Origin of the sequence: Actinomycetospora cinnamomea (assembly GCF_003096675.1) — a bacterium.
Taxonomy (GTDB): Bacteria; Actinomycetota; Actinomycetes; order Mycobacteriales; family Pseudonocardiaceae; genus Actinomycetospora; species Actinomycetospora cinnamomea.
Map to the genome: position 1 here is coordinate 400,049 of NZ_QEKW01000003.1, position 21,985 is coordinate 422,033.

Annotated in this window: 22 protein-coding genes; 11 read left to right on the forward strand and 11 right to left on the reverse strand. The window is 74.3% G+C overall.

Going from position 1 to position 21,985, the window contains the following annotated elements:
- Window positions 1-6 precede the first annotated feature (6 nt).
- Together C8D89_RS08895 and C8D89_RS08900 are read left to right on the forward strand one after the other, a co-directional pair.
- Window positions 7-945, forward strand: coding sequence for a pseudouridine synthase (locus C8D89_RS08895; protein WP_116707713.1), 939 nt, complete (start codon window positions 7-9; stop codon window positions 943-945).
- Window positions 942-1,475: a 2'-5' RNA ligase family protein gene (locus C8D89_RS08900; RefSeq protein ID WP_243417957.1), complete on the forward strand. Its 534-nt coding sequence runs from the start codon at window positions 942-944 to the stop codon at window positions 1,473-1,475. Before C8D89_RS08895 ends, C8D89_RS08900 begins: the two co-directional genes overlap by 4 nt.
- Before the next feature lie 55 nt (window positions 1,476-1,530).
- On the opposite strand, the gene C8D89_RS30155 is transcribed toward C8D89_RS08900, so the two are convergent.
- On the reverse strand, window positions 1,531-1,650 hold the full coding sequence (locus C8D89_RS30155) for a DUF6131 family protein (RefSeq protein ID WP_423716838.1): 120 nt from the start codon (window positions 1,648-1,650) through the stop codon (window positions 1,531-1,533).
- 93 nt (window positions 1,651-1,743) lie between these two features.
- On the opposite strand from C8D89_RS30155, the gene C8D89_RS08905 reads away from it, so the two are divergent.
- On the forward strand, window positions 1,744-2,307 hold the full coding sequence (locus C8D89_RS08905; protein WP_116707715.1) for an NUDIX domain-containing protein: 564 nt from the start codon (window positions 1,744-1,746) through the stop codon (window positions 2,305-2,307).
- Window positions 2,308-2,463: 156 nt separating this feature from the next.
- Here the strand turns inward: C8D89_RS08905 and C8D89_RS08910 are convergent, their stop codons facing one another.
- A complete protein-coding gene (locus C8D89_RS08910) occupies window positions 2,464-3,258 on the reverse strand; it encodes a proprotein convertase P-domain-containing protein (RefSeq protein ID WP_116707716.1) in 795 nt (264 codons plus the stop codon).
- Between the two features lie 214 nt (window positions 3,259-3,472).
- Between C8D89_RS08910 and icmF the strand changes: the two genes are divergently transcribed.
- Entirely contained in the window at window positions 3,473-6,721 is a 3,249-nt protein-coding gene (gene icmF, locus C8D89_RS08915) for a fused isobutyryl-CoA mutase/GTPase IcmF (RefSeq protein ID WP_116707717.1), read from the forward strand.
- A 55-nt stretch (window positions 6,722-6,776) separates the two neighbouring features.
- Here the strand turns inward: icmF and C8D89_RS08920 are convergent, their stop codons facing one another.
- Both C8D89_RS08920 and C8D89_RS08925 read right to left on the reverse strand, forming a co-directional pair.
- Window positions 6,777-7,616, reverse strand: coding sequence for a class I SAM-dependent methyltransferase (locus C8D89_RS08920; RefSeq protein ID WP_116707718.1), 840 nt, complete (start codon window positions 7,614-7,616; stop codon window positions 6,777-6,779).
- 65 nt (window positions 7,617-7,681) lie between these two features.
- Entirely contained in the window at window positions 7,682-9,055 is a 1,374-nt protein-coding gene (locus C8D89_RS08925) for a wax ester/triacylglycerol synthase family O-acyltransferase (protein ID WP_116707719.1), read from the reverse strand.
- Window positions 9,056-9,128: 73 nt separating this feature from the next.
- Between C8D89_RS08925 and C8D89_RS08930 the strand changes: the two genes are divergently transcribed.
- Window positions 9,129-9,908 carry a helical backbone metal receptor gene (locus tag C8D89_RS08930; protein ID WP_116707720.1) on the forward strand — a complete coding sequence of 260 codons (780 nt, stop codon included), beginning with the start codon at window positions 9,129-9,131 and terminating at the stop codon, window positions 9,906-9,908.
- Window positions 9,909-9,986: 78 nt separating this feature from the next.
- Here the strand turns inward: C8D89_RS08930 and C8D89_RS08935 are convergent, their stop codons facing one another.
- Window positions 9,987-10,676, reverse strand: coding sequence for a hypothetical protein (locus tag C8D89_RS08935; protein ID WP_116707721.1), 690 nt, complete (start codon window positions 10,674-10,676; stop codon window positions 9,987-9,989).
- A 40-nt stretch (window positions 10,677-10,716) separates the two neighbouring features.
- Window positions 10,717-11,478 carry an SDR family NAD(P)-dependent oxidoreductase gene (locus C8D89_RS08940; RefSeq protein WP_116707836.1) on the reverse strand — a complete coding sequence of 254 codons (762 nt, stop codon included), beginning with the start codon at window positions 11,476-11,478 and terminating at the stop codon, window positions 10,717-10,719.
- Between the two features lie 55 nt (window positions 11,479-11,533).
- On the opposite strand from C8D89_RS08940, the gene C8D89_RS08945 reads away from it, so the two are divergent.
- Window positions 11,534-12,451, forward strand: a complete 918-nt coding sequence (locus C8D89_RS08945; RefSeq protein WP_116707722.1) for an AEC family transporter — start codon at window positions 11,534-11,536, stop codon at window positions 12,449-12,451.
- Between the two features lie 45 nt (window positions 12,452-12,496).
- Here C8D89_RS08945 and C8D89_RS08950 read toward each other — a convergent pair whose 3' ends face one another.
- A complete protein-coding gene (locus C8D89_RS08950; protein ID WP_165825616.1) occupies window positions 12,497-13,678 on the reverse strand; it encodes an MFS transporter in 1,182 nt (393 codons plus the stop codon).
- A 117-nt stretch (window positions 13,679-13,795) separates the two neighbouring features.
- Here C8D89_RS08950 and C8D89_RS08955 point away from each other — a divergent pair, with 117 nt between their 5' ends.
- Together C8D89_RS08955 and C8D89_RS08960 are read left to right on the forward strand one after the other, a co-directional pair.
- Window positions 13,796-14,728 (forward strand): LysR family transcriptional regulator, encoded by a 933-nt coding sequence (locus C8D89_RS08955; protein WP_116707723.1) that lies wholly within the window; start codon window positions 13,796-13,798, stop codon window positions 14,726-14,728.
- A 35-nt stretch (window positions 14,729-14,763) separates the two neighbouring features.
- Entirely contained in the window at window positions 14,764-15,615 is an 852-nt protein-coding gene (locus tag C8D89_RS08960) for a 3-hydroxyacyl-CoA dehydrogenase family protein (RefSeq protein WP_116707724.1), read from the forward strand.
- Window positions 15,616-15,933: 318 nt separating this feature from the next.
- Here C8D89_RS08960 and C8D89_RS08965 read toward each other — a convergent pair whose 3' ends face one another.
- Window positions 15,934-16,473, reverse strand: coding sequence for a methylated-DNA--[protein]-cysteine S-methyltransferase (locus C8D89_RS08965; RefSeq protein ID WP_116707725.1), 540 nt, complete (start codon window positions 16,471-16,473; stop codon window positions 15,934-15,936).
- Between the two features lie 35 nt (window positions 16,474-16,508).
- Here C8D89_RS08965 and C8D89_RS08970 point away from each other — a divergent pair, with 35 nt between their 5' ends.
- Complete coding sequence (locus C8D89_RS08970; RefSeq protein ID WP_116707726.1) at window positions 16,509-17,450, forward strand: NADP-dependent oxidoreductase; 942 nt, start codon at window positions 16,509-16,511, stop codon at window positions 17,448-17,450.
- A gap of 52 nt (window positions 17,451-17,502) precedes the next feature.
- Here the strand turns inward: C8D89_RS08970 and C8D89_RS08975 are convergent, their stop codons facing one another.
- From C8D89_RS08975 to C8D89_RS08985, 3 genes are all read right to left on the reverse strand, one after another.
- The gene (locus C8D89_RS08975; protein ID WP_116707727.1) at window positions 17,503-18,801 is read right to left on the reverse strand and encodes an Nramp family divalent metal transporter; all 1,299 of its coding nucleotides are present in this window, start codon (window positions 18,799-18,801) and stop codon (window positions 17,503-17,505) included.
- Between the two features lie 34 nt (window positions 18,802-18,835).
- Window positions 18,836-19,579 carry an MBL fold metallo-hydrolase gene (locus C8D89_RS08980; protein WP_116707838.1) on the reverse strand — a complete coding sequence of 248 codons (744 nt, stop codon included), beginning with the start codon at window positions 19,577-19,579 and terminating at the stop codon, window positions 18,836-18,838.
- A gap of 181 nt (window positions 19,580-19,760) precedes the next feature.
- A complete protein-coding gene (locus C8D89_RS08985) occupies window positions 19,761-20,570 on the reverse strand; it encodes a tryptophan-rich sensory protein (protein ID WP_116707728.1) in 810 nt (269 codons plus the stop codon).
- Between the two features lie 65 nt (window positions 20,571-20,635).
- On the opposite strand from C8D89_RS08985, the gene C8D89_RS08990 reads away from it, so the two are divergent.
- The gene (locus C8D89_RS08990; RefSeq protein ID WP_243417960.1) at window positions 20,636-21,139 is read left to right on the forward strand and encodes a MarR family winged helix-turn-helix transcriptional regulator; all 504 of its coding nucleotides are present in this window, start codon (window positions 20,636-20,638) and stop codon (window positions 21,137-21,139) included.
- Window positions 21,140-21,171: 32 nt separating this feature from the next.
- A complete protein-coding gene (locus C8D89_RS08995; RefSeq protein ID WP_243417961.1) occupies window positions 21,172-21,975 on the forward strand; it encodes a hypothetical protein in 804 nt (267 codons plus the stop codon).
- Window positions 21,976-21,985 lie beyond the last annotated feature (10 nt).

The following is a 21,985-nucleotide window of genomic DNA, read 5'->3' on the forward strand; positions in this document are numbered from 1 at the left end:
GGACCCGTGCCTCGCGCCGCTCCCCCGCTCCCGCCGCGCGACGGGCTCGACCCCGCCCGCGTGCGCCTGCCCGACGCCGGGCCGTGGGCGACGTTGCGCGACCACCTCGTCGACCGGCTGCCCGTGCCGCCCGCGCGGGTGGACGCGATGCTCGCCGAGGGGCGGATCGTCGACCACGACGGCCCGCTCGGCCCCGAGACGCCGTTCGTGCCGCGGGCCGTGGTGTGGTTCCACCGCGACCTGCCGGACGAGGCGCCGGTGCCCTTCGAGCCGGACGTCGTGCACCGCGACGAGGAGATCGTCGTCGTCGACAAGCCGCACTTCCTCGCGACGATCCCGCGCGGTCGCCACGTGCGCGAGACGGCGCTGGTGCGGCTGCGGCACCGCCTCGGGCTGCCGGCGCTGAGCCCCGCCCACCGGCTCGACCGGGTCACCGCCGGCCTCGTGCTGTTCGTCGTCGAACCGTCGAGGCGCGGCACGTACCAGAACCTCTTCCGCGACCGGCGCGTCGAGAAGGTCTACGAGGCGGTCGCGCCGCACGACCCGGCGGTCGCGCTGCCGCGGGTGGTGCGCAGCCGCATCGTCAAGGAGCGCGGCGTGCTGACCGCGCAGGAGGTGCCCGGCGAGCCGAACGCCGAGACGCTCGTGGAACTCCTCGAGGCGCGCGACGGGATCGGGCGGTACCGGCTCACGCCGCGGACGGGGCGCACCCACCAGTTGCGGGTGCACATGACCTCCCTCGGCCTCCCGCTGCTCGGCGACCCGTTCTACCCGCAGGTCCGCGACGTCCCGCTCGACGACTTCCGCGCGCCGCTCCAGCTGCTCGCGCGTGAGCTCGCGTTCCCGGATCCGCGCACCGGCGGGCGATGCCGATTCACCAGCCGGCGGGTGCTGCAGGCGTGGGACGACCCCGGCGGCTGGGCCCGAGGCCCGGCGGCGCCGTGACCGACACCGATCCCCTGATCGTCTCGGCCCTGCTCGACGCCGACAGCCAGGCCGAGCTGGACGCCCGCCGCCGGCGGTGGTTCCCGCCCGGGCGCCGGATCGTCGGCGCCCACCTGACCCTCTTCCACGCCCTGCCCGGCGACCGGGCCGACGAGGTGGCGGCGGCGCTGGAGGACGTGACGGACCGGCCGGCGCCGTCGGCGGGGATCGGCGAGCCGTTCGCGCTGGGGCACGGGGTGGCGCACCGCATCGACGCGCCGGAGCTGGTGCGGGTGCACGAGGAGATCGCCCGGCGCTTCGCCGCCGACCTCACCCACCAGGACCGGCAGCGGTGGCGCCCGCACGTCACCGTGCAGAACAAGGTCGACCCGGAGACCGCGCGGGCGACGCTCGCCGAGCTCGCGGCTTCCCATCGCCCCTGGACCGCGACGGTCACCGGCGTGGGGCTGTGGCGCTACCGCGGTGGGCCGTGGGAGGCGCTGGGCGCGTTCCCGTTCCGGGACGACCGAACCAGGCCCCCCGCGGGCTGACGACGCCAGAGCGCCCCGTCCCCTCGCGAGGAGACGGGGCGCCCGGACACATGTCCTAGAAGTAGGTCTTGCGACCACCCACACCACGCCCGACGGCGCCCAGGATCGTCAGCACGAGCCCGACGACGGCGAGGATGATGCCGATGGTGGTGATGATGTTGATGCCCAACACCACTCCGAGAATGATGAGGATGACACCCAGAATGATCAACTTCGTTCCTCCACCAGTTGGTGATCAAGCGCTCGGGCCTGCCATGTACCCCGGTTCATGACCCAGGACACCCCACAATCGAACCATCATTCCTGGGTCGAACATTCACGCCACACCGCATACACCGGGCGCACCGTTCGTGTGGAGGTGGCGGATGTTACTGCGCCGGCCGGCGACCGTTTCCCTCACGATCGGGCAATATTTCCCCGCGCGGCCATTGCGCTCGTCCTCGACGAGGAGGATCGGGTCCTCGTGCTCCGTACCCACCGCCACGTCGTGGACCGCGACGGCTGGGAGCTGCCCGGCGGTGTGGTCGACCCGGGCGAGGACCCGATGGCCGCGGCGTCGCGCGAGGCCGCCGAGGAGACCGGGTGGCGCCCGGTCGGGCCGGGGCGCACGCTCGTGGCCTTCGAGCCGCTGCCCGGCGCCGCCCAGGCCCCGATGTCGGTGCACGTGTGGACCGGAGCCGTCCCGGGCGACCTGCCCCTCGATCCCCACGAGCCGGGCCGCGCGCGGTGGATCCCGTTCGCCGAGGCCGTCCGGCTCGCGCTGGCCGGCGAGCTCCTCGGCGCCGGCTCGCTCGTCGGCGTGCTCGCGCTGCAGGCCGAGCGCACCCGCTGACCCGACCCTGGGGTGCAGCGAGGGACGCCCTCGCTGCGTCGGGAGCAGCGAAGGACGCCCTCGCTGCGTCGCGAGCCGGGGGACTCGGCGCACCAGGAGGAGCGAGGGACGCCCTCGCTGCGTCAGGAGCAGCGAGGGCGTCCTTCGGTGCGCGCGTCAGCCGGCCTGGACGGTCAGGCCCCAGCCGGTCAGCGTGCCCTGGTCGATGCCCACCGAGTCGATGACCTGCAGGCGCCACTCGCCGCCGGCCTCCTCCCCGACGAACGCCGCGAGCGGGCTGCCGGCCGTGCTGCCGTCGAGGTTGACGGGCAGGTTCGGGTTCGACCGGGTGCACTCGGTCGGGTCGGCGACGGTGACCTGGGTGCCCTGTGGCGAGATCAGGCGGACGGTGAGGTCGCAGGTGTAGGGGTGGGTGATCGACGCCTCGAGGTGCACGTTCTGCACCGTGCCGGAGCCGTCGAGGACGACGGTGTCGGTGACGCCGCTGGTGCTGGCGTCGGGGATCGCGACACGGTTCGACGACACCCCGATGAACGTGCCCCCGCCCGAGAGCAGCAGGTACGCCGCGACGACGCCGGCCACCAGCACCAGCGCGATGCCGCCGATCAGCCACGCGATCCAGCCGCGCTTCCGCGGCGCCGGCGCGGGGGCGCCGTAGCCGGCGTAGGGCATGCCGCCGGTGGGCGGCCGGCCGGGTCCGTAGCCGGCGTACGGCGCCGGAACGGTCGCGTCGGTGTACCGCGGCGCGGCGTACGCGGCCTGGTCGTACCCCGACGGCGGGTATCCGGGAGGACCCACGGGTCCGTACGCCGTCGGGGCGCCGGCGCCGGGGACCTGACCGACCACCGCGGTGTGCTGGGCGGACTCGGGGACCTGGCCCACGACGGCCGTCGGGCGGGCGGCGGGGTCCTCGGACCCGGACGAGGCGGAGGGCGGCGTGGAGGTGCTCATGGCGTCTCCCGGGGAGGACGGGGTGCGGGGGGATCGGCGCGGGCACGGTGGTTCCGCTGGAACGCACAGTAATCAGAGTCGGCGGCACGGGGGTTTCTCATCACTCTTATGGCCCAACAGCAGCTTCACCGTGTGAGTGACCGGCGTCGCTCCCGCGAAAAGCTATGACGTCCTACTATTCTGACCGAGGCGCCGACCCGGACTGCGAGGAACGATGACGGACGAGCTGTACGTCCCGACCCACCCGATCCGCTTCGTCACCGCGGCGAGCCTGTTCGACGGGCACGACGCGGCGATCAACATCATGCGGCGCATCCTGCAGCGGCAGGGTGCCGAGGTGGTCCACCTCGGGCACAACCGGTCGGTCGACGAGGTCGTCACCGCGGCCATCCAGGAGGACGCGCACGGCGTCGCGATCAGCTCGTACCAGGGCGGGCACGTCGAGTACTTCTCCTACCTCGTCGACCTGCTGCGCGAGCGCGGCGCGGGCCACGTCAAGGTCTACGGCGGCGGCGGGGGCGTGATCGTCTCCGACGAGATCGACCGGCTGCACGCCCACGGCGTCGCCCACATCTTCTCCCCCACCGACGGCCAGCGGATGGGCCTGCCCGGGATGATCAACACGATGATCCGGGCCTGCGACGTCGACCTCGGCGCGCAGCCGCCGTCGAGCTGGGACGGCGTGTTCACCGGCGAGCCCGCGACGCTCGCCCGCGCGATCAGCGTGGCCGAGGCCGGCGCCCTGCCCGGCGAGGTGCGCGAGCGGGCGGTCGCGGCGCTCGACGGCCGCACGGTGCCCGTCCTCGGCATCACGGGCACCGGTGGCTCGGGCAAGTCGTCGCTGACCGACGAGCTCGTCCGGCGCTTCCGCCTCGACCAGGAGGACAAGCTGCGGATCGCGGTCCTCGCGGTCGACCCGACGCGGCGCAAGGGCGGCGGGGCGCTGCTCGGCGACCGCATCCGGATGAACTCCCTCGGCGGGCCGCAGGTCTACTTCCGGTCGATGGCCAGCCGGAGCCAGAGGGGGTCGAACTCGGGGGGGACGCTGCCCGAGCACCTGTCCGACGCGATCACGCTGCTGCGCGCGTCCGGGGTCGACCTCGTCATCGTCGAGACGCCGGGCATCGGCCAGGGGGACGCCGGCATCGTCGACCACGTCGACGCCTCGCTGTACGTCATGACCCCGGAGTTCGGCGCCGCGTCGCAGCTCGAGAAGATCGACATGCTGGACTTCGCGGACGTCGTGGCCATCAACAAGTTCGAGCGTCGCGGCGCCGACGACGCCCGCCGTGACGTCGCCCGCCAGCTGGTGCGCAACCGCGACGCGTTCGGCGCCTCCTGGGAGGACATGCCGGTCTACGGCACCAGCGCGGCGACCTTCCACGACGACGGGGTCACCGCGCTCTACGGACACCTGCGCTCGCTGCTCGCCGAGCACGGCATGTCGGTCGGCGAGGGCCGGCTGACCATCCCCGACACCAAGACGTCCACCGACTACGCCGCCTCCATCCCGCCCGAGCGCTCCCGCTACCTCGCCGACATCGCCGGCACGGTGCGCGGCTACCACGCCGACACCGAGGCGATGGTCGCCGCGGCCCGGCGGCGCGCGGCGCTGCGCGAGGCCGCCGCGGCGCTGGGCGACCGCGACGCCGGCGAGCTGCCCGCGGTGCTCGCCGAGGCCGAGCGCGACCTGTCCGGCGAGGCGGCGGCGCTGCTCGACACCTGGCCGGAGACCGTCGAGGCCTACGCCGGCGACGAGATGGTCGTCCACGTGCGGGACAAGGAACTGCGCACGCAGCTGACCCGCGAGACCCTCTCGGGCAACAAGGTCAACCGCGTCGCGCTGCCGCCGTTCACCGCCGACGAGGAGATCCTGCGGTTCCTGCGCAAGGAGAACCTGCCCGGCCACTTCCCGTTCACGGCCGGGGTGTTCGCGTTCAAGCGCGAGGGCGAGGACCCGGCGCGCATGTTCGCCGGCGAGGGCGACGCGTTCCGCACCAACCGCCGCTTCCACTACCTGTCGCAGGACTCGCCGGCCAAGCGCCTGTCGACCGCGTTCGACTCGGTGACCCTCTACGGCCACGACCCGGCCACGCCGCCCGACGTCTACGGGAAGGTCGGCACGTCCGGGGTGTCGATCGCGTCGCTGGACGACATGGAGGTGCTCTACTCCGGGTTCGACCTGACCTCGCCCACCACATCGGTGTCGATGACCATCAACGGCCCGGCGCCGGCGATGCTGGCGTTCTTCCTCAACGCCGCGGTCGACCAGCAGGTGGACGCGTTCCGCGAGCGCGAGGGCCGTGAGCCGTCCGAGGACGAGCGCGCGGAGCTCGCCGAGCACGCCTACCGCAACGTCCGCGGGACGGTGCAGGCCGACATCCTCAAGGAGGACCAGGGCCAGAACACCTGCATCTTCTCCACCGAGTTCTCGCTGCGGATGATGGCCGACATCCAGGAGTGGTTCATCTCCCACGGGGTGCGCAACTTCTACTCGGTGTCGATCTCGGGCTACCACATCGCCGAGGCCGGGGCGAACCCCATCAGCCAGCTCGCGTTCACGCTCGCGAACGGCTTCACCTACGTCGAGTCCTACCTCGCCCGCGGGATGGACATCGACGACTTCGCGCCCAACCTGTCGTTCTTCTTCTCCAACGGCATGGACGCCGAGTACTCCGTGATCGGGCGGGTCGCGCGGCGCATCTGGGCCGTCGCCATGCGGGACCGCTACGGGGCGAACGAGCGCAGCCAGAAGCTGAAGTACCACGTGCAGACCTCGGGGCGGTCGCTGCACGCGCAGGAGATGAACTTCAACGACACCCGCACGACGCTGCAGGCGCTCTGCGCGCTCTACGACAACGCGAACTCGCTGCACACCAACGCCTACGACGAGGCCGTGACCACCCCGTCGCAGGAGTCGGTGCGCCGCGCGCTGGCCATCCAGCTGATCATCAATCGCGAGTGGGGCCTGTCGATGAACGAGAACCCTCTCCAGGGCTCGTTCGTCATCGACGAGCTCACCGACCTCGTCGAGGAGGCCGTGCTCGCCGAGTTCGACCGCCTCGCCGAGCGCGGCGGCGTCCTCGGCGCGATGGAGACCGGCTACCAGCGGGGCAAGATTCAGGACGAGTCGATGCTGTACGAGTCGCGCAAGCACGAGGGCACGCTGCCGATCGTCGGCGTCAACACCTTCCTGCCGCCCGAGGACGCCGAGCAGGAGGCACCCGAGCTCGAGCTCTCCCGCGGCACCGAGGACGAGAAGCGGTCCCAGCTGCAGCGGGTGGCCGACTTCCAGGCCCGGCACGCCGACACCGCCCCCGAGGCCCTGCGCCGCCTGCAGGACGTCGCGACCTCGGGCGGCAACGTCTTCGCCGAGCTGATGTCGGCGGCCCGCGTGTGCACCCTGGGCCAGCTCACCGACGCGTTCTTCGAGGTCGGCGGGCAGTACCGGCGCTCGATGTAGGTCGCGGCTCCACCGCAGATGAGCACCTGTGCTGCTCGAGCATCCGGGCCCGAGGTCACCCCCTGACCGCGACCGTCCGCAGATAGGTGTTCTCCACCACGGCCGTGCCGTCGTCCGCGCGGTCGTAGCGCTCGAAGACCGCGGCCAGGTCGGCGAGGAACGACTCGCGTCCCTGGGGCCCGACCACGTTCAGGGCACGGAGGGTGGGCCCGAAGCAGGTGGAGAAGACCTCGACCGCGTGGCGGGTCGAGCGGTAGTACTGCAGCGCGGTGGCGCGCCGGTTGTCGATCGAGACCGTGCCGCCGCCCAGCAGCTCGTGCACACCGTCCTCCGTCCCCCAGCGTGACGGTGGCGGCACGCCGGCGGGGGGCGGCGCGTGCTCGGCGTGGGTCGCGAAGAGGTCACCGCTCCAACCGTCCGGCACCGGCCCCGCCAGGCCGATGGTGCCGCCGCGACGGCAGACACGGAGCAACTCGGCCGCGGCTGCGGCCTGGTCCGGCGCGAACTGCACGCCGTACACCGAGAGGACCACGTCGAAGCTCGCGTCCGGGAAGGGCAGGGCCTGGGCGTCGGCGGCCTGGAGGTCCATCGCGAGACCCTCGGCCCGGGCCCGCTGTCGAGCGCGCTCGAGGAGGTGCGGCACGTAGTCGATACCTGTCACCTCGCAGTAGCGACGGGCGGCCACGAGAGCTGCCGTGCCGCTGCCGCAGGCCACGTCGAGCACGCGTTGCCCGGCGTGCGGGTCCGCGGCCGCGCACAAGGCTTCGGCGATCACGACGTTCTGACGGGCGATCTCGTGGAAATCACCGCTGGACCAGGTCTGCTGCTGGGCGGTGGTCACCGCGGCCAGGTCGGGCCGGAGGTGGTCGTCGTGACCCTGCTTCGGTCCTGCCATGGCGTCATCCCGCGAGTCGGCGGTGTGTCCGCTCAGGGAACCATCGGCCGACCGGGTGGACAAGGTCAGAGCCGCGCGAGCTGCCCGTCGAGCGCGGCGAGGAAGCGGTCGACTCCGTGCTCACCGCCCAGCACGCCGGTGTCGGCCGCGACGCCCAGGCGCACGCGACCGGCGTAGCTCAGGATGCTCACGCCGAGCGCGAGCTGGCCGGAGCAGGGCACCCAGAACAGCAGGTCGCGCACCCGCGTGCCGGCGATCGTGAGCTCCCGGACCGGACCGGGCACGTTCGTGATGATGAGGCTGGCCGCCTCGGCGTAACGGCGGACGAGGCGCTGGGTCCAGGCCGAGCGTCCGTGGCCGGCGGCCGCGATGCCGATGAAGGTGGCCAGGGCCTGGTTGGTCCGCTTGATCGAGGCCATCGTGCGGCGCACCCGCTCGATGCGCCGGTCCGGGTCGGGCTCGTCGGTGGGGATCGTCGGCAGCACCAGACCGAACTCGTTGCCCAGCCAGTGCGACACCGGCCGGTCGAGGCGGCGCAGGTTCGTGGGCATGACCGCGCGCAGGCGAGGGACGTCGTCCCCGCCCCCGGACTCGCCCAGGTACTCCCGCAGGGCGCCGGCGATCGCCGCGCACAGGACGTCGTTGACGCTCGCCCCGTGCTCCCCGCCGACCTTCTTGATCGTCGCCAGGTCCACCGAGCGGGTCCAGCGCGCCGACTTCGCGGTGCCCAGCTCGCCCCGCAGCGCGGTCTCGGCGTCGGCGGGCGGGCGCACGATCAGCGCCGTGGAGCGCCCGATCGCGGTGCCCGTGGCCGCGAGCTCCTCCGCTCCCCCGGGCCGCGACGACCCGGCGACCGTGCGGGTCAGGCGCCGCAGGCGCTGCGGGATCTCCCGCCGCACGAGGCGCACGTCCCGCACCCCGCGGCGCCGCTTCGGGGGTGCGGCGTACGCGACGGGGGTGCCCTCGTCGGTGCCGGGCGGGTCGTCGGCCAGGGCGTGGAAGAGGTGGTTGAGGGCGACGCCGTCGGCGAGCCCGTGGTGGATGCTCACCACCACCGCGGTCCCGTCGCCCTCCCACCCCGTCAGCACGTGCATCGCCCACCACGGCCGGTCGGTGGGCAGCGGCCGCGACATCAGCTGCCCGACGTGCCGGGCCAGCGCGGCGTCGTCGCCCGGCGTCTCGAGCGGGACCGTGTCGACGTGGGCGGTGAGGTCCGGCTCGTCGTCGACCCAGCGGACCGGCCCGAGACCGCCCGCCGACCACTGCGGTCGCTGCCGCAGACCGGGGTAGCGGGGCACCCAGCGCTGCGCGACCCGCTCGCGCACCGTCCCGACGTCCACGGGGCCGTCGCAGAACAGCACCCCGTGCACGACCATCCGGTTGGTCGGCTGCTCGAGCTGCAGCCAGGCGGTGTCGATGCCCGACGCCCAACGGTCCACGGGTGTGCCTCCGGTCACGCAGAAGTTGCCGGTACCGACGGTATCGGACTCCCTCGGGTGGCACGCTGGGGGCATGAACGTCGTCGACGACGAGGGCCACCGCGTCACGCTCCCCGCGACCGTCAACCGGGTGGTCAGCCTCGTCCCCTCGCTGACCGAGGCCGTGGCGGTCACCGCCCCGGGCCTGCTGGTGGGCGCCACCGACTGGTGCACCCACCCCGACGACCTCGACGACCACGGGGTCACGCGCGTGCGGGGGACCAAGAACCCGGACGTCGAGACGATCGTCGCGCTGCGCCCGGACCTGGTCCTGGCCAACGCCGAGGAGAACAAGCCCGGCGAGCTCGAGCGGCTGCGCGAGGCCGGGCTCGCGGTCTACGTCACCGACATCCGCACCGTCGACGGCGCGCTGCGCTCGTTGGAGCGCGTGCTCGCCGCGTGCGGGCTGGACCGGCCGGCATGGATCGACGGCGCCCGCGCCGCCTGGGACGCCCTCCCCCTGCCCGACAGCCCGCGCCGCGCCGTGGTGCCGATCTGGCGCAAGCCGTGGATGGCCGTCGGGTCCGACACCTTCGCCGGCGACGTCCTCGCCCGGTTGGGGGTGGAGAACGTGCTGGGCGACAGCCCGGAGCGCTACCCGCGTTTCGACCCCGCCGAGCTCCCCCCGCACGACCTCGTCGTGCTGCCCGACGAGCCCTACCGGTTCACCGCCGACGATGGGCCCGAGGCGTTCGACGCCCCGTCCGCGCTGGTCAGCGGGCGGCTGCTCACCTGGTACGGGCCGAGCCTGCTCGAGGCCGCCCACGTGCTGCCCGGGGCCCTCGCGGCGACCGCGACGCCGGCGGCGGGCTGATCACACACGGCGCTTGTGAGCGATATTCACGGCTATCGCCGTGAATATCGCTCACATGGGCTCGGGCGAGGACCGTCGTCACGCGGACGCGGCCGCCCGGCGGACCTCGTCGTGGGAGCCCTCGACCTCGATGCGCGCCAGCGCCCCGGCCAGGCGGCCGATCTTCTCCGCGCCCCCGCCGTAACGGGCGAGGTCGTCGGCCGACTCCCCCAGCCCGAGGGCCGAGGCGGCGCGCAGGGCGCGGTCGTCGGCGAACGGGGAGACCTCCTCCCACAGCACCTGCACCTCGCGCAGGAACACGTCGGCGACGCGCTCGTCCACCCCGGGCAGGTCGAGGAGCAGCGCGCGCTCCCGCGCCGGGTCCTGGCCGGCCTCCTCGCGGAGGGTGCGCAGGTCCCCGCCCCACGTCTCGCTCAACGTTGCGGCGAGCGCGATCAGCGTCCCCGCGTCGTCGGAGGCGCTGTCGTCGCGGTCGTCGTCGCGGTCGAAGCCCTCCACCGCCGCGCCGAGCTCCTTCGCGACGTCCTGCTCCGACGCCGCGGCGAGGTCACCGGCCGTGTGCCAGCGGTTGGTCACCTCGTGCGCGGCGCGGGCCGGGCCCGCCGCCTCGCCGCGCGGGGCGACGAGCACCGCGGCCACGAGCAGGCCGAACAGGCTCGCGGGGTTGTTCGTGCGCCCGAGCCCGATCTCCTCGGCGAACCCGCGGCCCTCGCGCCCGAGCACCGCCCGCGCGGTCACCTTCTGCTCCTCGCTGAGCGTGTCGTCCATGGGCGGGGCCTACCCGGCGGGTGGGCCGCGGCGAACCCGCTCAGGTGGTCGTCACGCCCCCGTCGACGGTGAGGGTCGTGCCCGTCACGTACGAGCCGGCGTCCGAGACGAGGAAGACGAGGGCCGCCGCGAGCTCCTCCGGATCGCCGATCCGGCCCGCGAGCACCCGCGGCATCATCGTGTCGAGGTAGCCCTCGGTGTAACTGTCGGTCATCTCCGAGGTGAAGAAGCCGGGCGCGAGGGCGTTGACGCGGATCCCCTTGCGCGGGGTCCACTGCTGGGCGAGGTCGCGGGTCAACCCGATCAGCCCGGCCTTCGACGCCGAGTACGCGGCCTGGGGGAGGCCCGCCGTCGTCAGCGCGAGGATGCTCGACACGTTGACGATGCTGCTGCCCGGCGCCATGTGCGCGGCGGCGGCCTGGGCCATCCAGTAGCAGCCGTTGAGGTTGACGTCGATGACGTCGCGGAACTGCTCGGGGGTCTCCTTGGTCGCGGGGACGGCGGTGCCCACCCCGGCGTTGTTGACCAGCACGTCGACGCGCCCGAACTCGCCCACCGCGGCGTCGACCAGCGCCCGGCAGTCCTCGGGCTTCGCGACGTCGGTGGCGACGGTCACGACGCGGCGCCCGCGCTCCTCGACCGCCCGGCGCGTCTGCTCGAGCTTCTCGGTGCGCCGCGCCCCCAGCACGACGTCGGCGCCGGCCTCGGCCAGCGCGGTGGCGAAGACGACGCCGAGCCCGGAGGAGGCGCCGGTGACCACGGCGACGCGGTCGTCGAGCCGGAAGCGATCGAGGATGCCCATGGTCACGGGACCGTAGGGCACGAGGGCTCTCCTAGGCTCGTCCGGTGATCGGCGGGTGAGCGGGGTGCTGGAGGGCTTCCTCGTCATCGGCGTCGTCGTGGCGGTGGGCGTCGTGGTCGGGCGGATGCGCCTGCTGCCCGACGCGGCCACCGAGGTGCTCTCGCGCACCGCGTTCTTCGTGGCCACCCCGGCGCTGCTGTTCGTCACCCTGCTGCGCGCCGACGTCGCCCGGGTGCTCTCGACCGGGCTCGTGGTGACGGCGCTGGCGGCGCTCACCGTGTGCGCGCTCTACGTGCCGGTCGGGATGCTGCGACGGCGGCCCCGCGGCGAGACCGTCGTCGGGTCGATGGCCAGCGGCTACCTCAACGCCGGCAACCTGGGGCTGCCCATCGCGGCCTATGCCCTGGGGAGCGCCGCCGAGATCGCACCCGCGCTGATCTTCCAGCTCGCCGTGCTCACGCCTCTGTACACGACGCTGCTGGACGCGGTCGCCGCCCGCCGGCGCGGGGAGCGGGCCGGGCTCGCGGGCGCGGTCGTGGCGCCGCTGCGCAACCCGCTGCTGCTCGCGACCGCGGCGGGGCTGGGGTGCAACGTCGCGGGCGTCAGGGTGCCCGAGGGGCTGCTCGCGCCCCTCGAGCTGCTCGCCGACCTCGCCGTCCCGGCCATGCTGCTGGCGTTCGGGCTCTCGCTGGCGCACGCCCAGCGGCCCGGCCGCGACGACGACCCGGTGTGCCTCGGCGCGGTCGTGGCGCTGAAGAACCTGGTGCACCCGCTGCTGGCCTGGCTGCTGGGGCTGGCCTTCGGGCTGGACGGGCCGGCGCTGCTCACGGTCGTGGTCAGCGCCGCGCTGCCCACCGCGCAGAACGTCTTCGGCTACGCGGTGCGCTTCGACACCGGTGTCGCGTTGGCCCGCGACGCGGCGCTCGTCACGACCGTCGTGAGCGTGCCCGTACTGCTCCTGGTGGCGCTGTGACGTGCGTGATCTTTCGAGCTATAGCGCAGAAGATCACGCACGTAGTCAGGCAAGGGCGGCCGCGCTCTCACGCCGACGGACGCGGACCTCGAGCCCGCCGGAGAGGGCGAGGACGGCGAGGCCGACGATCGCGAGCACGGCGCCGACCAGCGCCGGCGCCAGGTAGCCCAGGCCCGCGGCGATGACCATGCCGCCGAGCCACGCACCCAGCGAGTTCGCGATGTTCGACGCCGACTGGATCGCCGCCGACGCCATCGTCGGCGCGTCCCCGACGAGGTCGAGGATGCGCGTCTGGATCGCCGGGCCCAGGGCCAGCGAGAACATGCCCGCCCCGAACAGCGACAGCACCGCGAGCACGGGGTGGTGCACGGTCACCACGAAGCTCACCAGCACGCCGGCGAGGGCGACGAGGCAGCCGTAGAGCGTGGGCAGCGGGGCCCGGTCGGCGGCGCGCCCGCCGAGCACCGAGCCCGCGGTCATGCCGAGCCCCACCACGGCGAGCAGCACGGTCACCGTCGCCGCGGAGAAGCCGCCCTCCTCGGTGAGCATGGGCGCCACGTAGCTGTAGCAGGCGAACATCGCCCCGAACCCGAAGATCACCGCGGCGAGCGAGAGCACGACCTGCGGGTGGCGCAGGGTCGCGACCTCGGCTCGCAGGGCGCCCCGCCGGGCCGCGGCGGGCGCCGCGGCGGGGACGAACGCCGCGACGGCGCCCGCGGCGACGAGGCCGATGACCCCGACGACGGCGAAGGTCGCGCGCCAGCCCGCCGCCTGCCCCAGCAGGGTGCCCAGCGGCACGCCGACGACGTTGGCGATCGTCAGGCCGAGGAAGACCCGCGAGACGGCGGTGGCGCGCCGGTCGCGGGAGACCATGGCCGCCGCGGCCACCGACGCCGCCCCGAAGAAGGCGCCGTGCGGCAGCCCGGTGAGGAAGCGGACGGCCAGCAGCGAGCCCATGTCCGGGGCCACCGCGGAGAGCAGGTTGCCGAGCGCGAAGACGCCCATGAGCGCGATCAGCACCGGCCGTCGGGGCAGGCGCACGGTCGCACCGGCGAGCAGGGGCGCGCCGACGACGACGCCGACGGCGTAGGCGGAGATGAGGTGGCCGGCCTCGGCGACGCCGACGCCCAGACCGTCCGCGACCTCGGGCAGCAGACCCATGATCACGAACTCGGTGGTACCGATGCCGAAGGTGCCCAGAGCGAGGGCGAGCAGGGCCAGGGGCACGGGGAGCTCCTCGGGGACGACACGGGGACGACTGGTCTTCATCCCTCGGCGTCCACGGTTCGCGGCCAGCACCGATAAGTCGAAGTAGGTCAGAGCGCAGGTCGATAAGATGAGCTGATGCCGACGCTGCGCCAGCTCGAGTACTTCGTCGCCGTCGTCGACGAGGGCTCGTTCACCCGGGCCGCTGACCAGCTGTTCGTCACCCAGCCCGGCCTCTCGCAGCAGATCGCGACGCTGGAGAAGGAGCTGGGCGGATCACTCTTCAGCCGGTTGCCGCGGTCGGTCTCGCTCACCCCGACGGGCCGCGCGCTGCTCCCCCACGCCCGCGCGGCCGTGACCGCCGCCGAACGTGGGCGGGCCGCCGCCCGCGCCGTCACCGGGTCCGAGGGCGGCGAGCTGCGCATCGCGTGCGTCCACTCGGTGAGCCTGGGCCTGCTGCCCGGCGTGCTGCGGGTGTGGCGGGCGGAGAACCCGGACGTCACCGTGCGCCTCTACGAGCACCGCCACGGCGACGCGCTGTCCGCGGCGGTCGCCGCCGGGCAGGCCGACGTCGGGGTGGGCCCGGTGCCCACCGGATGGCGCGGCCGCCAGCGCAGCCTGGGCCACGAGGAGATGGTCGTGCTGCTGCCGCCGAACCTCGGCGCCGACGACGTCATGGCCCCGGTCGGCGGGGAGATCGCGCTCCGCCGCCTGGAGCCCGTGCCGTGGGTGCAGTACGCGCCCGACCACGCCCTGGCCGACGTGCTGGTCGAGGCGTGCGGGCGCGAGGGCTTCCGTCCGCGCGTGGCCGTGCGCACCGAGCAGACCGCGGCCGCGCCCCTGCTCACCGCGGCCGGCATCGGGCCCTCGCTCGTCCCCGCGGCGATCGTGCCGCCGGTGTTCGCGGGCACGATCGCGCGGCCGGCCCCGCGCGTCGAGCGCGAGCTGGTCGCCTACACCGGGGCCGAGCCCGACGCGCTGACCAACCGGTTCCTCGGGCTCGTCGCGCGGACCGCGGTCCTCCTGCCCGACCACGTGGCGGCGGCGCTGGCGGGCCCCGCCGTGCTATGACACGGGCCGATCACGCACACCTGGAGGTCGCACGCATGGACGCACGCCCGGCCGCTGCCGTCGTCGGGGGTGGGACGATGGGCGCGGGGATCGCCCAGGTCCTGCTCACCGCCGGCTCCCCCGTCACGCTGGTGGAGGCCGACGACGCCCGCGGCGAGGCCGCCCGGACGGCCGTCGCGACCGGCTTCGACGGCGCCGCCCAGCGCGGCAAGCTGCCCGAGGGCACGACGGGTGACGACCTGCTCGCCCGCCTGACGCTCTCGACCAGCGTCGAGGCGCTGCCGGGCGACACCGCGCTGGTGGTCGAGGCCGTGCCCGAGCGGGTGGACATCAAGCAGACGGTGCTGGGCGGCGCCGCCCGCGCCTGCCCCGACGCGGTGCTGGCGTCGAACACGTCGTCGCTCTCGATCGGCGCCATCGCCGCCGACCTGCCCGGCGAGCGCGTCATCGGGATGCACTTCTTCAACCCGGTGCCCGCGCAGAAGCTGGTCGAGCTCGTCGTGCACGCCGGCACCTCCGAGGCGACGACCCAGGCCGCCCGGGAGTGGGTGGACGCGCTGGGCAAGACCGCGATCGTCGTCAACGACGCGCCCGGGTTCGCGACGTCGCGGCTGGGCCTGACCGTGGGGCTCGAGGCGATCCGGATGGTCGAGGAGGGCGTGGCGAGCCCGGAGGACATCGACACCGGGATGCAGCTGGGCTACCGCTGGCCGATGGGCCCGCTGCGGCTGACCGACGTCGTCGGGCTCGACGTGCGCCTCGCGATCGCCGAGCACCTGACCCGCGAGCTCGGCCCCCGCTTCACGCCGCCGCAGCTGCTGCGCGACAAGGTCGAGCGCGGCGAGCTCGGGCAGAAGTCCGGACGCGGCTTCTACGACTGGAACTGAGCGACTCCCGACACGTACGAGCCGGCGCCCCCTTCGCGGGGACGCCGGCTCGTATCTGGGAGGAAGTGTCAGCTCGGGACCCGCACGGTCCCGGTCGTCCCGCCGTCCGCTGAGATGCGCTCATCGGCGTGGAGTCTGGTGTTGATCAGCTCCCTGGCGCGGTACGGCGCCGGGTCGACCGGGTCCTCGTGATGCGGTGCGGGGTACTCCCTGCGTCCAATCCATCACCTCTTCCCGGTCATACAACTGGGTCGGTCGCGCGACGCGATCAGCCTTCACCTCGTGTGATCGCTGCCACATCGACACCTCCGAATGTACTCACGAGGAGCGACGGGTCAAGGGCTGTGAGCCACCGGCGTGCTCCCACTCCTGGAGCAACCGCTTGCGTGCGACGCCGGGCCCCCCACCCGAGGGAAGACCCGCGGCCGTCAGCACCCTGTGACAGGGAACGAGCAGGCTGACCGGATTGCGAGCGTTCGCCGTGCCCACCGCCTGCGCGGCCCGCGGCCGTCCGACGGCGGCGGCGAGCGCGCCGTAGGTGGTCGTCGCGCCGTAGGGCACCTCCCGCAGCGCCGCCCACACCTCGCGCGCGAAGGGCGTGCCGGGCGGGTCGACGGGCAGCGTGAACGTGCGGCGCGTGCCGGCGAAGTACTCGTCGAGCTCACCGGCCAGGGCGTCCAGCGCGGCGCACGCGCCGTCGTCGGGCTCGCCGAACGCCGGGTCGGGATCGGAGCCGATGCGGTCGTGGCTGCGCTGGTCGTGGACGTGGACCCCGCGGACGGCGCCGGCCTCGTCGTCCCACGTGAGGGTCAGCGGGCCGAGGGGGCTGTCGACGACACGGAAGCGACGGCGGATCACGCGTCCCGGTCTACCCGCACGGGTAGGCCAGGAACGTGCGAGCCATCGGAGTGAACCAGTACGGAGGGCCCGACGCCCTCGAGGTCGTCGAGCTGCCCGAACCCCACGCCGGGCCCGGCGAGGTCCGGCTTCGGGTGCGCGCCGCGGCGGTGAACCCGACCGACACCCTCGTGCGCAACGGCGCGCGGGCCGAACGTCAGCGCAAGGACCCGCCGCCCTACGTGCCGGGCATGGACGCGGCGGGGGAGGTCGACGAGATCGGAGAGGGCACCGACACCGAGTTGCACGTGGGCGACGCCGCGATGGCGATCGTCGTGCCCGACGGCAGCCACGGCGCGTACAGCGAGTACGTCGTGGTGCCCGCAGGCTCGGTGGTGCGCATCCCCTCCGACGCCTCGACGGCCGAGGCCGCCACGGTGCCGATGAACGGGCTGACCGCGCGCCTGGCGCTGGACACGCTCGGGCTCGCGCCCGGGCAGACGGTGGCCGTCACGGGCGCCGCGGGCGCCCTGGGCGGCTCCGTGGTGCAGCTCGCGAAGGCCGACCGGCTGACCGTCGTCGCCGACGCCTCCGAGGCCGACGAGGAGCTCGTGCGCGCGCTCGGCGCCGATGTCGTGGTGCGCCGGGGCGACGACGTGGCCGCCCGCATCCGCGACAGCCAGCCCGGCGGGGTCGACGGGCTGGTCGACGGGTCGGTGCAGGGCGACGTGCTGATGGACGCGGTGCGCGACGGCGGGACGATCGTCACCGTCCGCGGCTACCGGGGGCCCGAGGATCGCGGGATCACCTGGGCGCCGGTGCTCGTGCGCGACGTGGCGACCGACCACGCGCGCCTCGACGCGCTGCGCCGGCAGGTCGAGGAGGGCGTGCTGACGATGCGCGTCGCCGACACCGTGCCCGCCGAGAAGGCTGCGGAGGCCCACCGGCGCCTCGAGGCCGGCGGTGTGCGCGGCCGGCTGGTCCTGACCTTCGGCTGACGCCCTATGTGCGTGATCTTCCCGGCCATACCTCGGGAGATCACGCACGTGGTCAGGCGAACAGGTCCACCAGCTCCGTCGCGCAGAGCACGAGGAACAGCAGCGCCGCGCCGACGAGCAGGGTCGTCGAGAGCCACCCGTTGCGCCACTCCCGCGGCGTGCGGCGCCCGCCGAGCAGCCACAGCAGCGTGATCGCCAGGAACGGCATGAAGAACGCCCCGAGCGCGCCGTAGGCCACGACGAGGGCGAACGGGCGCCCGAGGAACAGCAGCACCATCGGTGGGAAGGTCAGCCACAGCAGATAGGCGCGGTACGGCAGGCTGCGGGTCGCGTCGTCGGAGAGCTGGCCCGCCGCGGCGAGCTCGTCGGGCGTGCGCGCGACCGCCTCGCGACGGGTGCGCACGAAGTCGGTGACCAGCAGGCTCACGCCCTGCCACACGCCGAGCAGCGACGAGAACGACGTCGCGAAGAAGCCGACGAGGAACAGCGTCGCGATCACCGGGCCGAAGCGCTCGGCGAGGACCGCGTCGAGGTCGAGCAGCCCGCGGTCGCTGTCCACCAGCGCGATGTTCGCGGTGTGGAGCAGCTCGGCGCCGACCACGAGCATCGCGGCCACGAAGATGCCCGTGGTGATGTAGGCGACGCGGTTGTCGAGGCGCATGATCCGCATCCAGGAGCTGTCGCGCCAGCCCTTGGCGTTGACCCAGTAGCCGTACGCCGCCATCGTGATCGTCCCGCCGACACCGCCGACGAGACCGAGGGTGTAGACCCCCGAACCGCTCGGGAGCTTGGGCAGCAGCCCCGCCAGCATCGCAGGGACGTCGGGCAGCACGAGGATCGCCAGCCCCACCACCACGACGAACATGACGCCGACCAGCACCGTCATGATCCGCTCGAAGAGGCGGTACGAGCCGAACCACACCAGGGCGAGCCCGAGCAGCCCGCACGGGATGCCCCAGGCCGGGATCGAGCCGCCGAAGAGGGCGGCGAGCGGCAGGGCCGACGACGTCATCGCCGTCGCGCCGTACACGAAGCCCCAGATCACGACGTAGACGACGAAGTACACCGTCGTCCAGGGCCCCAACGACCGCCAGCCCGCGAAGATCGTCGAGCCGGTGGCCAGGTGCCAGCGCCCCGTCGCCTCGGCCAGCGCGATCTTCACGACCACGCCGAGCACCACCGCCCACAGCAGCGCGTAGCCGAACTCGGCGCCGGCGACGAGCGTCGCGACGAGGTCGCCCGCACCCACACCGGTGGCCGCGACGACGATGCCCGGGCCGACGATGCTCCAGCGCCGGCGCGGCTGCTGCGCGCCGACGTCCTCGACGTCCTGTGTCCCCCGATCGGTCATGGCGGGCAGTCCACCAGCTCCGGGTGGCCCCCCGCTACGAGCGCGGCCCCGAGGCCAGGGCCACCGCCTCGGCGGGCGTGCCGGGCCATGGCGGGCCGTGGCCGGGCAGGAGGACCCCGGCGTCGAGCCCGGCGAGCGCGTCGAGGGCCGCATCCGCCCGGACCGTGTCGTGGTCGAAGAACGCGCGGAGGCGCTGCGGGCCGGTGCGGGCGGTGGTCGGGTGGCCGGTCACGAGTGCGTCGCCGCTCACGAGTGCTCCCGCCCCCGGCAGCAGGTAGGCGGTGTGCCCGCTGGTGTGGCCCGGCGTGGCGACGGGGACGGGGCGCCCGGGCAGGTCGAGCGGGACGCCGGGGACGGCGTCGCCGGCGGCGTCGGGGATGCACACCGCGCGCAGCGCCCCGGCCCGCGCGGCGTGCACCGCCCACGCGAGCACACGCGGGCGCCAGGCGTTGCGGGCGACGTCGGACGGGCCGGCCTGCTCGAGGAACTCGCGGCGGGTGTGGCGGGCCTCGGTCGGACCCGTGCGCACCGGCGTCCCGTGGCGGGCGGCGAAGCGCGCGAGGCCGCCGACGTGGTCGACGTGCGCGTGGGTCACGAGCGCGGCGACGACGTCCGCGGGCGCCCGCCCGATCGCGGCCAGCGAGGTCTCGAGGGCATCGGCGTCGCCGGGATAGCCGCCGTCGATCACGGTCACCGCGTCGCCGTCGGCGACGAGCACCCAGTTCACGGCCATCCCGCGCACGAGGTGCACGCCGTCGCCGACCGTCTCGACCCTCATCGCGCCGTGACCCCCCACGTGCTCGTTGCGGGTGCTGACCACGCAGGACGTACCCCGGGGACCCAGGACCTACCGTGATCGATGCGGCGTTGCTGGCGTTGAACGCCAGCAACGCCGCATTGCTGGCACACCCCGTGTGCCACTCCACCCCTGTCCACCCCGCGCGCGCCGGGAGGCGGGGTCAGCCGAAGGCGGCGGCGAGGCGGGTGCCGCGGGGTGCCGTGGTCACGCGGCGCACGGCGACGGCCAGCACGGCCAGCAGGGCCACGAGCGCCGCCACGGTGACCGCCAGGGGCGGGCCCATCACCACGATCGCGCCGAGCGCCCACACCACCGACGCGGCGTAGGCCACCGCGCCGGCGCCGCGGGCGGTCACCGCGGCCGCGATCGCCCCGGTGACCAGCAGGACCAGCGCGCCGAGCACCGTCGCGACACCGCCCCTGCCCGGGGCGCCGAGGAACGTGCCGGTGGTGGCGGCGCCGACGACGGTCGCGACGCTGACCCACCCCGCGTAGAGGGCCACGGGCCCGTGGAGCATCAGCCGGTCGGCCGCGCCCTCGGCCCGGTGTGCGGTGAGCCGGGCGAGCGCGACGGCCAGCACCACGAGCAGCGCGACGATGACGACCTGCGCGAGGACGACCGCCTGCGCCGAGAACACGAGGATCCACCCCGCGTTGAGCACCGTCGACGCGACGAGCCACCAGCCCGTCGCCCGGTGCACCGCGCGCCCGGGCTGGCCCGGCAGCGCCTGCCGCACCGCGAGCAGCAGCAGCCCCGCGTAGATCAGGCCCCAGATCGAGAACGCGGCCGGCACGGGCATGACGACCGTCGTGTTCTCCTGCGCCACCTGACCGACCGAGAGCCCGAACGCCCCCGAGCCGCCCAGGGCACCGGCGACCACCTGCAGCAACGCTCCCGCCAGGAGCGCGCCGGCCCGGACACGGTCGGCGGTGGTGGCCCTGGCGGCCGGCGTGGACACGGACGCGGTCATCTTCTCCTCCATGGTCGAGCCTCTCGATGATGAAGATTACCCGACGCGCCGCTAAGCTGCAGGGTGTGACCGACGGGGGCCGGGAGGCGCGCGAGCACCTGGTCGAGCTGCTCCAGGACTACGGCGACGAGGCCGGGCGGCTCGGCCAGGCCTTCGCCGCCGGGCAGGGCCTGCACCGCACCGACGCCCAGGCGCTGCTCGCCGTCCTGCGGGCCGAGCGGGCGGGCGCCGCGCTGACGCCCGGGCGCCTCGGCGAGGAGGTCGGCCTGTCCTCGGGAGCGACGACCGCGGCGGTCGACCGGCTCGAGCGCCTCGGTCACGTGCATCGCGTCCGCGACGACGTCGACCGCCGGCGCGTGACGCTGCACCACGACCCGGCCGGCGCGGACGTCGGACGCGCCTGGTTCGGCCCCCTCGCCACGCGCCTCGACGCCGTCGTCGCCGACTACTCCCCCGACGAGCTCGCCCTCGTGACGCGCTTCCTCGGCGACGTCGTCGACGCCGTGGCGCGGCACCGGGCGGAGATGGCCGGCCCCGAGGTGTCGCGCGCCGAGGGGGGACGGCCCTGAGCAGCCCGCTCGCCGACCGGGCCCGCCTCGCCGTGGCGCTGGTCGCGGTCCTCGCCGTCCTCGCGCTGGTGATCACGCTGATCGTGGTCCTCGCCGGGGAGCCCACGGCGCGGGGGCGCTGCACGATCACCGCCCCGCCCGACTCCCCCGGCCTGCCCGCCACGTGGTCGCTCACCCCGGAGCAGGCCGACAGCGCCGCGACGATCGTCGGGGTCGGCCGACGCCTCGGCGTCCCCGACCGCGCGGTGACGGTCGCGGTGGCGACGGCCATCCAGGAGTCGGGCCTCGTCAACCTGCGTTACGGCGACCGGGACTCGCTGGGCCTGTTCCAGCAGCGCCCGAGCCAGGGCTGGGGCACCCCGGAGGAGATCCTCGACCCGGTCACCAGCACCACCATGTTCTACGAGGGACTCCTGCAGGTGCCCGGCTGGGCCACCATGGACATCACCGTGGCCGCCCAGGCCGTGCAGCGCAGCGGCTTCCCCGAGGCCTACGCCGACCACGAGCCCGAGGCCCGCCTCATCGCGGTGTCCCTGCTCGGCCAGGCGCCCGCGTCCTGGACCTGCACGGATCTCCCGGCGACCCCGGCGACCGACCCGTCGGAGAACGACGTCGCCACCCTCGCGGCCCGCGAGCTGGGCACCGCCCGGCTGTCGGGCGAGCAGCCCACCGAGACCGGCTGGGCGATCGCCACGTGGCTGGTCGCGCACGCCGAGCGCCTCGCGCTCGAGAGCGTCACCTACGACGGGCGGACGTGGACGGTCGCGTCGGGCGCCTGGACATCCTCCGGCCCGGCGGACGGCCGGCTCTCGCTGCAGCGCCTCGGCCGGCCCTGAGGCCCTTGGC

What these genes read in the sequence shown, in the direction of transcription:
- icmF (WP_116707717.1), top strand. Translation starts at nt 3,473, where the DNA reads ATGACGGACGAGCTGTACGTCCCGACCCACCCGATCCGCTTCGTCACC.
- C8D89_RS08920 (WP_116707718.1), bottom strand. Translation starts at nt 7,616, where the DNA reads ATGGCAGGACCGAAGCAGGGTCACGACGACCACCTCCGGCCCGACCTG.
- C8D89_RS08980 (WP_116707838.1), bottom strand. Translation starts at nt 19,579, where the DNA reads ATGAGGGTCGAGACGGTCGGCGACGGCGTGCACCTCGTGCGCGGGATG.
- C8D89_RS08960 (WP_116707724.1), top strand. Translation starts at nt 14,764, where the DNA reads ATGGACGCACGCCCGGCCGCTGCCGTCGTCGGGGGTGGGACGATGGGC.
- C8D89_RS08935 (WP_116707721.1), bottom strand. Translation starts at nt 10,676, where the DNA reads ATGGACGACACGCTCAGCGAGGAGCAGAAGGTGACCGCGCGGGCGGTG.
- C8D89_RS08910 (WP_116707716.1), bottom strand. Translation starts at nt 3,258, where the DNA reads ATGAGCACCTCCACGCCGCCCTCCGCCTCGTCCGGGTCCGAGGACCCC.
- C8D89_RS08985 (WP_116707728.1), bottom strand. Translation starts at nt 20,570, where the DNA reads ATGACCGCGTCCGTGTCCACGCCGGCCGCCAGGGCCACCACCGCCGAC.
- C8D89_RS08955 (WP_116707723.1), top strand. Translation starts at nt 13,796, where the DNA reads ATGCCGACGCTGCGCCAGCTCGAGTACTTCGTCGCCGTCGTCGACGAG.
- C8D89_RS08975 (WP_116707727.1), bottom strand. Translation starts at nt 18,801, where the DNA reads ATGACCGATCGGGGGACACAGGACGTCGAGGACGTCGGCGCGCAGCAG.
- C8D89_RS08940 (WP_116707836.1), bottom strand. Translation starts at nt 11,478, where the DNA reads ATGGGCATCCTCGATCGCTTCCGGCTCGACGACCGCGTCGCCGTGGTC.
- C8D89_RS08930 (WP_116707720.1), top strand. Translation starts at nt 9,129, where the DNA reads ATGAACGTCGTCGACGACGAGGGCCACCGCGTCACGCTCCCCGCGACC.
- C8D89_RS08905 (WP_116707715.1), top strand. Translation starts at nt 1,744, where the DNA reads ATGACCCAGGACACCCCACAATCGAACCATCATTCCTGGGTCGAACAT.